Below are 13068 nucleotides of genomic sequence, written 5' to 3' on the forward strand. Positions count from 1 at the left end.
GGCTTTCTGTTGTATAGCTGCCGGTAAACTGCTTCTGCGTTATAACTCGACAGCATTAAACGTATCGCCCTGGTTCACATCGCCTGTCTCAAAGCCTTTTCTGAACCAGCGCACCCGCTGGGCGGAGGTGCCGTGGGTGAAGGAGTCTGGCATTACCCTGCCGGTGGCTTGCCTTTGCAGGCGGTCGTCGCCGATGGCGCTGGCTGCGTTCAGGGCTTCTTCCAGGTCACCGGGCTCCAGAAACCCGGTTTCCCGTTGGGTATGGTTGGCCCACACGCCGGCATAGAAATCAGCCTGCAGCTCTAGCCTTACCATCAGTTTGTTAAACTCCACCTCGGACAGCTGGCCGCGCATAGCGTTTACCTGCTCCATGGTGCCTGTGAGTTTCTGCACGTGGTGCCCCACCTCATGACCCACCACATAGGCCTGTGCAAAGTCCCCTTCCGCACCCAGCTTGTTTTCCATTTCGCCAAAAAAGCTCAGGTCGATGTACAGCTTTTCATCGCCGGGGCAGTAAAAAGGCCCCGTGGCTGCGGAGGCAAGCCCGCAGGCCGAGTTTACCTGATCCGAAAACAACACCAGGGTGGGCTCTCTGTACCCTTGTATCAGTTTGTTCCAGACGTCCTCGGTATCTGCCAGCACTACAGCCGTCTGGTCGGCTAGCTTCTGCTCTTCCGGGCTTGGCTGGTATTCGGTTGTCTGGGCATACTGCGGTTCGCCGCCCACAAACTGCTGCAGGAGTGCGAGGGGGTTGGTCCCGGTCAAGAACATCACCGCCAAGAGCACCGCCACAATAATCAGCCCCACTTTCGAGAAAAGGAGCCGGAACAAAGGGATAAGCAGCATGGGGCTCATGCCCCCGCCACCTGCTGACTGCCCTCTACGGTCTTCTATGTTGCTGCTTTTTCTTCTGCCTTGCCATTTCATAAAATCTTATTGTATTGAAGTGAATTATAGTCGGGGTATGGAGTTTCTAATTTGCGCTAACGTCTGTACCCATATCCGACAATTTAACGGCAGGCAGCTATACTTGGATGCACGCCATTTAAAAGGAATGCTTCTACCGGTGCTGGTGCCCGATAAAGAGAACGCATAGGGGCTCCTGCAGCACGATGGAATAATCACCGAAATACTGAAAAAAAAGGCTTCTGTCCCAGTCCCGACTTCACCGCCAGGCAAGTAAAACAGGTGTTAAAGCGGCAACCCTAATTTATAGTTTCGATGCTACGGGCTTTTGCCCTATCTTGCGCTTCATTCGTTATCAGCATACCATGACCGAGCAAACCCACTACATACCTATGGCCAAGGCAGCCTTTAATGCCTACCTCGACAACCAGATAGACCTGGACACGCTTTTGGAGCGGCTGCGGGAGATGGAACTGCAGATTATGGCTGATGAGGAGGAGGAGGAAGAAGAGGATAGCGGCAAAGCCCTGTGGTTGCGCTTTTTTAAAGGCGACCCGCTGAAAACCACCATCAGCGATATTGAGCAAGACCTGCGCGACCCCGGCCACCCAAACTACCGCATCCTGCTGCAGGGCATCACCCTGGGCCTGGAAGCCGACGAGTTGGAGGTGCATTACTCCAAAGTGCGCTTGCTGTAAGGGCTTTTCCCCTACTTATTTTATCCGCTCTACTATCTGGTTGCCGGAGCCCACGTCGTACTGCTCCCCTACTTCCAGCATGTCGATGGCGTTGATGTCTTCCTCGTCGTACCCGTTTTGGTCGGTAAAATAATCCTGGGTTACTTCTTTTTCCCGGTCGTCGTAGGTGTTCAGGGCCCGCTCGTCCCAGTCGCCCCACCGGCAGATATACTTCTTCTTTTCCATAGCTGTTTATACGTTCCTGTACGTGCTTCACCTGGTCATCTCCTTCGACTACGCAGGCTACCGCACAGGCATGCTTTCATTCGTTAACTTGCTAACTATCACAACCTTGCCACCGGTGTTTCGATAGCGTTACCTATTTCAGAAATACGAGCAAAGTATAAAGAGGTACAGCTTTAACGGTGGGCTTCATACTTATTTGCCTTCAAAGCTGTCTGCAGCGCCTCTACCTCCTCCGCCTTCAGAGCCGGGGCTTGCGCAACTTCTATAAGCTGGTCCAGCTGCGCTCCTGTGCGGATGCCCAGCACGGCAGAAGTAACGGCAGCGTGATGCAGGACATACTGCACGGCGGTTTCAGCCATGGTACGGGAAGCACCTGCCACTGCTTGTACTGCATCTGCGGCCTGCTGCACTTCTTCTAACGTATAACTTAGGTAGGATTTAGCTGATTTTCCGGCCAATAGCCCCTGCGCCAGGCTACCCCGCGCCAGCACACCGATTTGGTGCTCCTGCAACAGCTGCAGCACCTCCTCTTCAGGGCGCCGGTCCAGCAGGCTGTACTGCAACATTACGCTACTCATGCTCGAGCGCTGCACATACTCCCGTATCACGTTGGGACGAATGGAGGAAATGCCGTAACACCGTATTTTGCCCTGCTGCTTCAGCAGCTCAAAGGCTTCTATGGTCTCGTCTATCGGGTCGTCTATGGTGCCGCCGTGCAGTTGGTAGAGGTCCAGGTAATCGGTTTGCAGGCGCTTCAGGCTGGTCTCTACGGCCTGTAGGATGTAGGCTTTGCGGGGGTTCCAGTCCCAGCCGCTGCCGTCGGGGCGCCACTGGTTGCCGACTTTGGTGCCGATGATCACTTTGTCGCGCATGCCCTGAAAAGCCTTTCCTACAGTTTCCTCGTTGCGGCCTTTGTCGTAGAGGTCGGCTGTGTCGAAATAAGTTATGCCGTGGTCCAGCGCCCGGTGCAACATCTGTGTGCTCTCCTGTTGGCTCCCCTGCAGCGACATGCAGCCGAAGCTCACCTCACTTACCTTTATTTCTGATTTTCCGAGTAGTTTATACTTCATGGCGGTATGGTATGACGTGCTATGAAAGTATAAAACTCTGAAACGCAGCGCAGGGTTTTTCCGCATTTTACAGAAGCCCCGGCTTCTCTCCGACACGCAAAGCTATTTCTTGCGTATCTTCGCTTTTTAGGAGGAGCTCCTTTTGAAGCTCTCGCAAGTATACAAGCACAAAGACAATGCAGAGAATATACGAGCACGTGAAGGCAGTGCTGGAAAGCGACCCGCACTTTGCCGCAGACGGGAAACTATTGAAGAACACAGTGATGGAGGCGGCCTTGCAGCTAAAGCCAGAACTGCTGCGCCTGCTTACCGCAGACACCATCACCCGCCAGCATTTTTTTGAGGAAGTGGACGGCGTGCTCGTATTCGACAAGGTCAGCTTCCAGAGGTTTATCAGCAACAAGCAGTTCCTGCCCGACAGCTATACTTCCTTTAAGAACAAGATCGGCCTTACCGCCAACCACAGCTACCTCACCGAGGCCAAAGAGGTGGTGCTTTCCTTCCCTTACAAAGACTGCGTGCTGGAAGGCGGGCAGGCCAGAAACGAGCAGCGGCGGCAGGAGGTATTCTGGAACGAAACCCTGGCCCCCGACGAAATAGACCGGCTGCTGGAGCCCAAGGTGCTCACCAACTGGAAGAAAGTAACCGCAGCGGGCGAGCAGGAAGTGACAGCGCTTTCTAAACATGACAACTACCTCATCAAAGGCAACAACCTAGTGACGCTGCATACTCTACGCCAGGTATACCGCAGCAGTATCAAGCTGATTTACATCGACCCGCCCTACAACACCGGCAAAGACAGCTTCTGCTACAACGATAGCTTTAACCACTCGGCCTGGCTTACCTTTATGAAGAACCGGCTGGAAATAGCCCGGGAGCTGCTCACCCGCGATGGCGTGATCTTTATCTCGATCGACGTGAACGAGCAGGCCTACCTGAAAGTGCTCTGCGACGAGATTTTTGGCCGCGATAACTTTGTGGGGGAAATCATCTGGGAAACGGCCACCGACAACAACGCCACCCAAATTTCAGTGGAGCATGAGTATGTGCTGTGCTATGCCCGCGACAAGGGCAGCCTCCCAAAATGGCAAATACAGTCTGAAAAGGCACGGCTGATTATGGAGAAGTATGAACAGCTGAAAGCAAAGCATGGGGAAGACACCAACCTGATAGAGAAGCACCTGCGCAACTGGATCAACAGCGTAAAGAAAACCAACGAGTATGACCTCTCGGGCGTGGCGCATTATACGTATGTGGATGAACAGGGTGTTTTTTACCCCGGCAACTCGGCCAACACCAAGCCTGGCGGCTACGATTTCGACATCGCCCACCCTGTAACGGGCAAAGTATGTAGCAAGCCCGCCAACGGCTACCGCTGGCCCGCCGACACGTTCTGGAAAGCTGACCAGGCGGGCAATGTGCTGTGGGGCGAGGACGAAACCACCATCCCGAAAATAAAGAAGCGCATCGAAACGGCCACCGAGCTGCTGAAGGGCTACTTCTACGAAGACAACCGGAAATCCACCAGCGCCCTATCCCGGCTGATGGGCGAGAAGGTGTTTGATAACCCCAAATCCATTAACCTGCTCAAGAAGATCATCAAGTTCTCTACCTCCGAAAACGACATCGTGCTGGACTTTTTTGCCGGCAGCGGTTCTACGGCGCAGGCAGTGCTGGAGGTAAACCAGGAACAGGGCACAAGCCGCACGTTTATACTTTGCGAGCAGATGGATTACATTGAGGAGGTAACGCGCAGGCGCATCCAGAAAGTGCTCGGGGAAGACAGCCTAACCTACTGCGAGCTGGCCGGTTGCAACCAAAACCTGATCGAAAAAGTACAATCCTGCTACACGCCCGAAGCGCTGCGGCAACTGGCGGCGGAAGTGCTGGCGAGCCCGTTTGTAACCTATTCGTTGGCACAACCCCTGCGGCAGGTGTTGGCCGCGGTGCAGGCAGAGGACTCCGTAGAGAACCTTAGGCGGGCGTTGATAGCGGTTTTAGACAAGAACTGGCTCTACGTGCCGTATGCAGAGATGGACGATGCCGATTTCGGCTTCTCGGAGGTTACCAAACGTCTCACGCATCAGTTCTACAAGATGACATGACACATGGCGCTTTCTAACTTCAGGAAAGAAACATCGGAACGCAGCGACCCGCACAACTGGGCAAAGGCCATGCTGGCACGCCTCACCGATTTCTTTTTTGAAGCGATAGAAGGCTGCAGCCAGAGCAACGCCAATGTGGTGACGCACCTGATGGAGCGGGCCCGCGTAACGGTGGACGACAGGCCCAAGTCGGCCCCGCAGGAAGTGCTGCAGGCGCTGGTGGAGTTGGAAGCCCCCGACGCCCTGGACCGGAAGATCCGGTTTGCCCGCCACTTTAACCTGCCCCTGAGCTACGTGTTGTACAGCAATGAGCGGGAGAAAGTATACCTCCTGGAGATTCCCTCCCTGATTGACATTAAGCACGTCCGCACGTTCAACTCCTTTAAAGCGTTTGCCGACTGGCTGGCCAGTATCAAAGGGTGGGTATCTACCAAACCCTACCGCGAATCAGCCGACCTGCCCTACTTTGACCAGGAGCTAAGAAAGTATGGCACCGCCTGGCCCACCAACATCGACTGCTTTTTTACAGATGAGCAGCACAAGCCGCTAGGTATGATTGAGTTTCAGAACGCCCGGGACACCGGCGTAATGCAGCACTGCAACAACGACCACTTCCTGTGCAAAAACGTCCGGCAGGTGCAGGGGGCATCGGGGGTACAGCTAAAGTATAGCGATGACATCAGAAGGTGGACCTCCCAGGAAATTCTGCGGGTGCAGTCGGGCTTGCGGCTCTTCATCGTTACGTGGGCGCAGCACGAGCCGGGCTTTGTGCTGAAAGAGCTGGAAAAAGTAACCATGCCATACTTCCCTGAGCAGAAGGGCAAACCCAAGTGGCAGGAGGCCGATGCTTACAAAGCCAGGCTGCACAGCTATGTTAAACAAAACAAACCAGTAAGTATAGAACAGGATATATGCGTAAATTACAGCACCGTCAGCTTTTCCTTTTGCGATGGCAAAATGAACAAAACCATACATCAGCCGCCACTAAACCCCTTGAACAAGACTTTCCCATCGCTGTATTATTATTTTAAAAAGAAAGTGACAAACGACCGCCAGCAGCTTCCGGCGCTCCTGTCCGCTTTATGCAGCAACCAGGCCTAACCATGCAGACCCTCAACCAACAGAATCCAGCAACTATTAGTATGGACGTGCAGGCCACGGCGCTGCCTCAGGAGATAACGCATAACCTGAACCCGCACTTTCAGGTGCGCCCTTACCAACGGGAGGCTTTTCTGCGCTTTATAACTTACCTGAACCAGCACCCTACCCGGCCGCGGCCCACGCAGCTGCTCTTCCACATGGCTACCGGCAGCGGCAAAACGCTGGTAATGGCTGGCTGCCTGCTGCACCTCTACCGGCTGGGCTACCGCCACTTCATCTTTTTCGTGAACAGCTCCAGCATCATCGAAAAGACCCGCGATAACTTCCTGAACCCCCTTTCTTCCAAGTACCTCTTCGCCCCTGCCCTTTTTATGGATGGGGCGCAAGTGGCGCTAAAGGAGGTGCAGCATTTTGAGGCGGCCAACGGGCGCGATCTACACATCGTGTTTACCACCATCCAGGGCCTGCACTCCCGGCTGAACACGCCCCGCGAGAACAGCCTGACCTACGAGGACTTTGAGGACCGGAAGATCGTGCTGCTCTCGGACGAGGCGCACCACATTAATGCAGAGACCAAAAAAGGAAAGTTGAGCAAAGAGGAAGCCGAGGCTGTGACAAGCTGGGAAAGCACCGTCACAAAGCTGTTCCACGCCAACCCCGACAATATTCTGCTGGAGTTTACGGCCACCGCCGATTTTACCAACCCTGAGGTAAAAGCCAAGTATGAGGACAAGCTCCTGTTTGATTACCCGCTGCGGCAGTTCCGGAAAGACGGCTACTCGAAGGAGGTAAAAGTGCTACAGGCCGAGCTGCCGCCTTTTGAGCGGGCTGTGCAGGCCATCATCCTTAGCCAATACCGCCGCAAGGTGTTCGAAGGCAAGGGCAAGCACGTAAAGCCGGTGCTGCTGTTTAAGTCCAGGAGCATTGCAGAAAGCCAGGCCTTCTTTGCTGCCTTTGTGCAGGGCATGAAAACACTGGACGCTACCTTCCTCAACCACCTAAAACACTTGCACACGGACACCGTGTTGCACCGGTCTTTCGCTTATTTTGCTGCCAAAGGAATAACACTTGAAAACCTGGTAGCCGAGCTGCAGGAGGATTTTGCGGAGGAAAAGTGCTTGGTAGTTGACAGCCGGAACGACAGCGACGAAAAGCAGCTCCTGCTTAACAGCCTGGAGGAGGAGAAAAATCAGTACCGCGCCGTGTTTGCCGTGGACAAGCTAAACGAAGGCTGGGATGTGCTCAACCTCTTCGATATTGTGCGCCTGTACGATACCCGCGATACTGAAAAGAATACCGGGAAAATAGGCCGAACCACGATGTCGGAGGCGCAGCTGATCGGGCGCGGGGCCCGCTACTATCCGTTTCAGCTCCACGAAAACCAGCCCAAATACCAGCGCAAGTATGATGATGACCTGGAAAACGAGCTGCGCATCTGCGAAGAGCTCTACTACCATGCTTCCTACAATCCGCGCTACATTTCGGAGCTAAACAAGGCTTTGGTGGAGATAGGCATTAAAGCTGCAAACCCGGTGCCGCGAAAGGCTGTTGCCAACACGCCTCGCCAGGTCAGCCCGGAGAAAGAAAAGAGTCAGTTCAGGGGTTTAGAATTGCCTGCGACCCTGCGCAACCGCCGCTACCAGTTTACCCTTGCCTCCGGCTATACCAGTGAGTCGGCCATACTTGGCGAGGTGGCCCCGGAACTGCCGCCGCAGGAAAGCCATACTATAAAATTGCTCTCCTTAGGCCATCCAGTGCTCCGCAAAGCCATGGACCGGCTGCCCTTTTACCATTTCGACCGGCTAAAAACGCTTTTCCCGCAGTTGCCGTCCGTTTCTGAGTTTATCACCTCGCCACTTTTTTTAGGGGAAGTACAGGTGAGTGTTAATGGCAATAGGGAGCAGCCCGAGCGCCTGCCCCCGCCGGAAAAGCTGCAGATAGCCTACCAAGTGCTGTGCGAAATCTCCGTAGAGCTATCGCGTGTTGCACCTGCCGCCGCGCCGCCTATCGCTGCCAAGTAGACCGGAGGCGCAAAAAAACTAGCCGCACAAGTATAAAAACAGGAGGCGCTCAGGCAAATCTCTCATAAAAACATAGTATATTAGCTTTATTATACGCACGTAAACACAAGTCCTAAACCTACAACTATATGAGTCAGTTAGTTATCAGCAACCTGGAAGAGCTTTCGCAGTATGAAGGCAAAGAGATGGGCGTGTCGGAGTACCATACCATCTCGCAGGAGCAGATAAACAAATTTGCCGATGCCACCCTCGACCACCAGTGGATACACCTGGACGCGGAGCGCGCCAAAACTGAAACACCTTTCGGAGCCACTATTGCCCATGGCTACCTTACTGTGTCGCTGCTGCCATACCTGTGGTCGCAGATAGCCACCATCCAGAACCTCAAAATGCAGGTTAACTACGAGATCGAGAGCCTGCGCTTTAACCAGGCGGTAACGGTAAACAGCCGGGTGCGCCTGCGGGCCAAGCTGCTGTCGGTAAAGAACCTGCGCGGCATTGCCAAAGCACGACTGGAAGTGGCGCTGGAGATTGAGAACAGCAAAAAGCCCGCTTATACCGGTATCATCACCTTCCTGTATCACTTTAATGATGAATAAATTGCCTCTGCGGGCGTAGTATAAGTATGAATTCACCGCAACCGCAGCTTACCCGCACCACCCTCTGGCTCATGACAGTAGCCTCAGGCATGGTGATCGCCAACAATTATTACAACCAGCCGCTGCTGGTAAAAATCGCAGACACGTTTCAGGTATCCGAGTCGAGTGCGGGCATGGTGGCCATGCTGGCGCAGGTGGGCTATGCCATCGGCCTGCTGCTTATCCTGCCGCTCGGAGACATGCTGCGGCGCAAGCGCCTTATACTTACCGACTTTGTGCTCATCATCCTGTCGCTGTTGTTGGCTGCCTTCTCACCGAATATTTATACTTTGATGGCCGCCAGCCTGCTAATTGGCGCCAGTTGTGTGGTGCCGCAGCTGTTTGTGCCCCTGGCGGCCCATCTGGCCAAACCCGAGGAGCGTGGCAAGGCCGTGGGCACCGTAATGAGCGGTCTGCTAGTGGGCATTCTTTTCTCCCGCACCCTCAGCGGCTTTATTGGGGAGTATCTGGGATGGCGCGCTGTGTACCTGATGGCAGCGGGCCTGATGGTGCTGCTCTGGGTGGCCATTTATTTTCTGCTGCCCGAGGTGCACCCCTCGTTCAGTGGCAGCTACAAACGCCTGATGAAATCGCTGGTGGACCTTTTCCGGCAGGAGCCTAAGCTACGGCTGGCGGCGGCACGCGGCGCCTTCTCCTTTGCCTGCTTCGGCGGCTTCTGGACCACCCTGGTTTTTCTGCTGGAAGGCCCGCCTTTCTTTAAAGGAAGCGATGTGGCAGGCGCCTTCGGCCTGGTGGGTGCTGGCGGCGCTATCATGGCCTCGGTGATGGGCAGGCTGAGCGACAGATACGACACCCACTACATACAGTTGGCCACGCTGGCTATGATCCTGCTATCGTATGTGGTGTTTGGCTTCTTTGGCTATAGCATGGTGGGCCTGGTGGTAGGCGTGGTGTTGCTGGACCTGGGGCTGCAGGGCTCGCACATTTCTAATCAGGCTATTATCTTCTCGTTGTATCCCGAGGCGCGGAACCGGCTGAACACCGTGTACATGTTCACGTACTTTCTGGGCGGCGCTACCGGCACCCTGCTGGCCACGCATGCCTGGCAGTTATGGGGCTGGAACGGCGTGGTGCTCGTGGGGCTGGTGTTTTCGGCGCTTGCCCTGGGGGTGCACCTGCTGTTTTCGCGCAAAAAACGACAGGCTGCCTAACCATACCCCTGATTCAGGGTATACTTATACTACCCCCCTCACCTAAATTGCACTTAAATGGAAAACCCGAACCTGGAGCACTGGAACGAAGAACGCTACAAGGAGCTGAACACCTACTTCCGGATTAAGATTGAGCTGCTGCTACGCACCAACCCGCACCTGGTGGCCCAGCAGCAGGAAAGCACGCTGCACCTGCAGGAGTTGGTGGCTGAGTTTAGCCAGGAGGATAAAGAGCGTTGGGAAGAGTTTATGCGCCTGGACAAGCTCAAGATGGAAATAGACATGTGGGACCACCTGCACGGCAAAGGCACCCGCTACCGCCCCGGGCTTGGCTTTACAAACTCCGAAGACGACACGACCTGGTAAGCCCGCTAGTCGTCAAAACTATACTTGGCATCGCTCCAGAAGGCATCCAGCGCTATCAAGCGGGGCTTCAGAAAGGAAATCAGCGCTGGCCAATCCTCCTTGTTGAAGACGCTGACAGGGGCAATCTCTTTGTAAATGCGGCTCACGGTGCGTCCGGATTCGTCGGTGGTGTGCAGCACCCAGTCCCACTCCTCGCCTAGCGCCTCGTGCAGCATGGTCTTGTGCTCCAGAAACTGCTCATACACCAGCTCCTGCAACTCGGTGTCCGGGTGCGCCAGCTCTATGGCAATGTAGGCGCGCTTCTTGTCGGCATCCATGCGGAAAAACACGTCCTTCACGCCGGTTTTATAGTTTAGCCAGTTCACCTTCCACCCTTCCGCCGACAGTTGCGGCGAGAGGTATTGCCCAAAGGTTGTCCAGAACTGTTGGCGTAGCTGGGATGCTTGTTCTCGGGTATACATGCGGCAAAAATACTCATTTAACTGCTTCTGTGGCAAAACATGCTCTTTAGCCACCTGGTTGATACTTCTTTTAGTTGATGAAATCTGCCCCCTCGGCAAAACTTTATCGCACTTTAACGTTTATCATAAAGGCTGCCGCAATGCTGTGTTTCATAACATTGCCAAATACAGATATTATGGCGCCGCAGCGTTTCATTTTAGAACAATTTTGTCTAATTTCGCTTTCATTATTAGACACAACAACGGACATAAAAACTAATACACATGTCAGAATTTGCTGAAATAATTTTAGACGGTAAATCTTACCAAATGCCTGTAGTAGAGGGCACCGAGAATGAAAAAGCTATTGACATTTCTTCTCTGCGCGCACAGTCGGGCTATATTACCCTGGACTCAGGCTATAAAAATACGGGTGCCACTACGAGCGCCATTACCTTCCTAGACGGCGAAAAGGGCATCCTGCGCTACAGAGGGTATCCAATTGAGCAACTGGCGGAGAAATCCAACTTTATTGAGGTGGCTTACCTGCTGATCTACGGATCGCTGCCGACTGCTGACGAACTGAACGACTTCAGCAACAAAATCAGGCTGCACACGCTGGTAAACGAGGACATGCGCAAAATCCTGGACGGTTTTCCGTCTGCGGCGCACCCAATGGGCATCCTTTCTGCGCTGATCAGCTCTCTGACCGCTTTCTACCCGGAGTCGCTTAACCCGAACCAATCCAAAGAGGAGCTGGACCTGTCCATCATCCGTTTGATGGCCAAGATCTCTACCATTGCGGCCTGGTCTTACAAAAACTCTATCGGGCATCCGGTTAACTACCCAAAGAACAAGCTGGACTACTGCTCTAACTTCCTGCACATGATGTTTGCTTACCCAACGGAAGATTACGAGATCAACCCGGTGGTAGTAGATGCCCTGAACAAGCTGCTGATCCTGCACGCGGACCACGAGCAGAACTGCTCTACCTCTACCGTGCGCCTGGTAGGCTCTGCCAACGCTAGCCTGTACTCTTCTGTTTCTGCTGGTATCAGCGCCCTGTGGGGCCCGCTGCACGGCGGTGCTAACCAGGCGGTAATCGAGATGCTGGAGCAAATCAAAGCCGACGGTGGCGACTCTAAGAAGTTTATCGCCAAAGCCAAAGACAAAGACGATCCGTTCCGCCTGATGGGCTTCGGACACCGCGTTTACAAGAACTTCGACCCACGCGCGAAGATCATCAAGAAAGCCGCTGACGAAGTACTGACAGCACTGGGCATCAACGATCCGATCCTGGACATTGCCAAGGAACTGGAAGAGGCTGCCCTGAACGATCCATACTTCGTGGACCGCAAGCTGTACCCGAACGTGGACTTCTACTCCGGCATCATCTACCGCGCCATCGGTATCCCAACCGACATGTTCACGGTGATGTTCGCCCTGGGCCGTCTGCCGGGCTGGATTGCACAGTGGAAAGAGATGCGCGAGAACAAAGAGCCAATCGGCCGTCCGCGCCAGGTGTACACCGGCGAGACAGAGCGCGACTACATTCCGGTGGAAAAGCGCTAGTACCGCAGCTACATAAATTAAATAAAAGGCTGGCCCCACGGGTCAGCCTTTTGCTTTTTACGCCTGCCTTGCAATGACCGGCGTCATTTTATACTTGCTACCGCCGGCCTACCTTGCACGTATACTTTTATTTAGGATCTATACTTGATGGCAAAGATCAGGCTTACCAGACTTTTCACCTTCGAGACGGCGCACACCCTCTTACACTACGACGGCCCCTGCCGCCGCATCCATGGCCACTCCTATAAGCTGGAAGTTACCATTATCGGGACGCCACTGGTGGAGGAAGAGCACCCGAAAAACGGCATGGTGATGGACTTCGGGGATTTAAAGGCGATCGTGCAGGAGCACATCATTCAGCAGTTCGACCATGCGCTGGTACTGCCGCAAGGCTCCCCTGATGACCTGCTGGAGCTGCTGCGCAAGTATGAGCACAGGCTGGTGCTCACGCCTTACCAGCCCACCTGCGAGAACATGCTCATCGATTTTCAGCACCGCCTTAAGCAATTCCTTCCAGACTATGTGAAACTGCACCACCTCAAGCTCTGGGAAACGCAGAACTCCTTTGCAGAGTGGTACGCGGAGGATAACCGGTAACCTATCAGATGTATATTTGGCAGCGGGCTTTATACTTGTGAGAGAGTATAAAGCCCGCTGTTCTTGTTTTACCGCCGCCGTTTTACTCTCTGGCAGCTATAGTTTAGCAGCAGGTGCAGCTTTCAAAAAAGCTATATATTTAGATTAAAATGTATAC

General features: G+C 54.0%; 13 protein-coding genes. 9 read left to right on the forward strand and 4 right to left on the reverse strand.

Features of this window, described 5'->3' with window-relative positions; genetic code table 11:
- Positions 1–39: 39 nt before the first annotated feature.
- The gene (gene ypfJ / locus FJM65_RS14245; protein WP_140622215.1) at positions 40–927 is read right to left on the reverse strand and encodes a KPN_02809 family neutral zinc metallopeptidase; all 888 of its coding nucleotides are present in this window, start codon (positions 925–927) and stop codon (positions 40–42) included.
- 344 nt (positions 928–1271) lie between these two features.
- Here ypfJ and FJM65_RS14250 point away from each other — a divergent pair, with 344 nt between their 5' ends.
- On the forward strand, positions 1272–1604 hold the full coding sequence (locus tag FJM65_RS14250) for a hypothetical protein (RefSeq protein ID WP_140622216.1): 333 nt from the start codon (positions 1272–1274) through the stop codon (positions 1602–1604).
- A 15-nt stretch (positions 1605–1619) separates the two neighbouring features.
- Here the strand turns inward: FJM65_RS14250 and FJM65_RS14255 are convergent, their stop codons facing one another.
- Positions 1620–1829: a hypothetical protein gene (locus tag FJM65_RS14255; protein ID WP_140622217.1), complete on the reverse strand. Its 210-nt coding sequence runs from the start codon at positions 1827–1829 to the stop codon at positions 1620–1622.
- 173 nt (positions 1830–2002) lie between these two features.
- Positions 2003–2899: an aldo/keto reductase gene (locus FJM65_RS14260; protein ID WP_140622218.1), complete on the reverse strand. Its 897-nt coding sequence runs from the start codon at positions 2897–2899 to the stop codon at positions 2003–2005.
- A 176-nt stretch (positions 2900–3075) separates the two neighbouring features.
- Here FJM65_RS14260 and FJM65_RS14265 point away from each other — a divergent pair, with 176 nt between their 5' ends.
- From FJM65_RS14265 to FJM65_RS14290, 6 genes are all read left to right on the forward strand, one after another.
- A complete protein-coding gene (locus FJM65_RS14265) occupies positions 3076–5004 on the forward strand; it encodes a DNA methyltransferase (protein ID WP_140622219.1) in 1929 nt (642 codons plus the stop codon).
- Between the two features lie 3 nt (positions 5005–5007).
- Positions 5008–6105 carry a hypothetical protein gene (locus tag FJM65_RS14270; protein WP_140622220.1) on the forward strand — a complete coding sequence of 366 codons (1098 nt, stop codon included), beginning with the start codon at positions 5008–5010 and terminating at the stop codon, positions 6103–6105.
- 2 nt (positions 6106–6107) lie between these two features.
- Positions 6108–8126 (forward strand): DEAD/DEAH box helicase family protein, encoded by a 2019-nt coding sequence (locus FJM65_RS14275; protein ID WP_181163727.1) that lies wholly within the window; start codon positions 6108–6110, stop codon positions 8124–8126.
- A 128-nt stretch (positions 8127–8254) separates the two neighbouring features.
- Positions 8255–8725 carry a MaoC family dehydratase gene (locus tag FJM65_RS14280; RefSeq protein WP_140622222.1) on the forward strand — a complete coding sequence of 157 codons (471 nt, stop codon included), beginning with the start codon at positions 8255–8257 and terminating at the stop codon, positions 8723–8725.
- Between the two features lie 26 nt (positions 8726–8751).
- Positions 8752–9936 carry an MFS transporter gene (locus FJM65_RS14285; RefSeq protein ID WP_219855992.1) on the forward strand — a complete coding sequence of 395 codons (1185 nt, stop codon included), beginning with the start codon at positions 8752–8754 and terminating at the stop codon, positions 9934–9936.
- A 57-nt stretch (positions 9937–9993) separates the two neighbouring features.
- Positions 9994–10302 (forward strand): hypothetical protein, encoded by a 309-nt coding sequence (locus FJM65_RS14290; RefSeq protein WP_140622223.1) that lies wholly within the window; start codon positions 9994–9996, stop codon positions 10300–10302.
- 5 nt (positions 10303–10307) lie between these two features.
- Here the strand turns inward: FJM65_RS14290 and FJM65_RS14295 are convergent, their stop codons facing one another.
- On the reverse strand, positions 10308–10763 hold the full coding sequence (locus FJM65_RS14295; protein WP_140622224.1) for a DUF4268 domain-containing protein: 456 nt from the start codon (positions 10761–10763) through the stop codon (positions 10308–10310).
- A 264-nt stretch (positions 10764–11027) separates the two neighbouring features.
- On the opposite strand from FJM65_RS14295, the gene FJM65_RS14300 reads away from it, so the two are divergent.
- Both FJM65_RS14300 and FJM65_RS14305 read left to right on the forward strand, forming a co-directional pair.
- Positions 11028–12314 carry a citrate synthase gene (locus FJM65_RS14300; RefSeq protein WP_140622225.1) on the forward strand — a complete coding sequence of 429 codons (1287 nt, stop codon included), beginning with the start codon at positions 11028–11030 and terminating at the stop codon, positions 12312–12314.
- 147 nt (positions 12315–12461) lie between these two features.
- On the forward strand, positions 12462–12911 hold the full coding sequence (locus FJM65_RS14305; RefSeq protein WP_140622226.1) for a 6-pyruvoyl trahydropterin synthase family protein: 450 nt from the start codon (positions 12462–12464) through the stop codon (positions 12909–12911).
- The last annotated feature ends 157 nt before the right edge of the window (positions 12912–13068 follow it).

Source organism: Pontibacter mangrovi (genome assembly GCF_006385705.1).
In the GTDB taxonomy this organism is placed as follows: Bacteria; Bacteroidota; Bacteroidia; order Cytophagales; family Hymenobacteraceae; genus Pontibacter; species Pontibacter mangrovi.

Coding starts and splice junctions, on each gene's coding strand:
- ypfJ (WP_140622215.1), bottom strand. CDS start 927: ATGAAATGGCAAGGCAGAAGAAAAAGCAGCAACATAGAAGACCGTAGA.
- FJM65_RS14250 (WP_140622216.1), top strand. CDS start 1,272: ATGACCGAGCAAACCCACTACATACCTATGGCCAAGGCAGCCTTTAAT.
- FJM65_RS14255 (WP_140622217.1), bottom strand. CDS start 1,829: ATGGAAAAGAAGAAGTATATCTGCCGGTGGGGCGACTGGGACGAGCGG.
- FJM65_RS14260 (WP_140622218.1), bottom strand. CDS start 2,899: ATGAAGTATAAACTACTCGGAAAATCAGAAATAAAGGTAAGTGAGGTG.
- FJM65_RS14265 (WP_140622219.1), top strand. CDS start 3,076: ATGCAGAGAATATACGAGCACGTGAAGGCAGTGCTGGAAAGCGACCCG.
- FJM65_RS14270 (WP_140622220.1), top strand. CDS start 5,008: ATGGCGCTTTCTAACTTCAGGAAAGAAACATCGGAACGCAGCGACCCG.
- FJM65_RS14275 (WP_181163727.1), top strand. CDS start 6,108: ATGCAGACCCTCAACCAACAGAATCCAGCAACTATTAGTATGGACGTG.
- FJM65_RS14280 (WP_140622222.1), top strand. CDS start 8,255: ATGAGTCAGTTAGTTATCAGCAACCTGGAAGAGCTTTCGCAGTATGAA.
- FJM65_RS14285 (WP_219855992.1), top strand. CDS start 8,752: ATGAATTCACCGCAACCGCAGCTTACCCGCACCACCCTCTGGCTCATG.
- FJM65_RS14290 (WP_140622223.1), top strand. CDS start 9,994: ATGGAAAACCCGAACCTGGAGCACTGGAACGAAGAACGCTACAAGGAG.
- FJM65_RS14295 (WP_140622224.1), bottom strand. CDS start 10,763: ATGTATACCCGAGAACAAGCATCCCAGCTACGCCAACAGTTCTGGACA.
- FJM65_RS14300 (WP_140622225.1), top strand. CDS start 11,028: ATGTCAGAATTTGCTGAAATAATTTTAGACGGTAAATCTTACCAAATG.
- FJM65_RS14305 (WP_140622226.1), top strand. CDS start 12,462: ATGGCAAAGATCAGGCTTACCAGACTTTTCACCTTCGAGACGGCGCAC.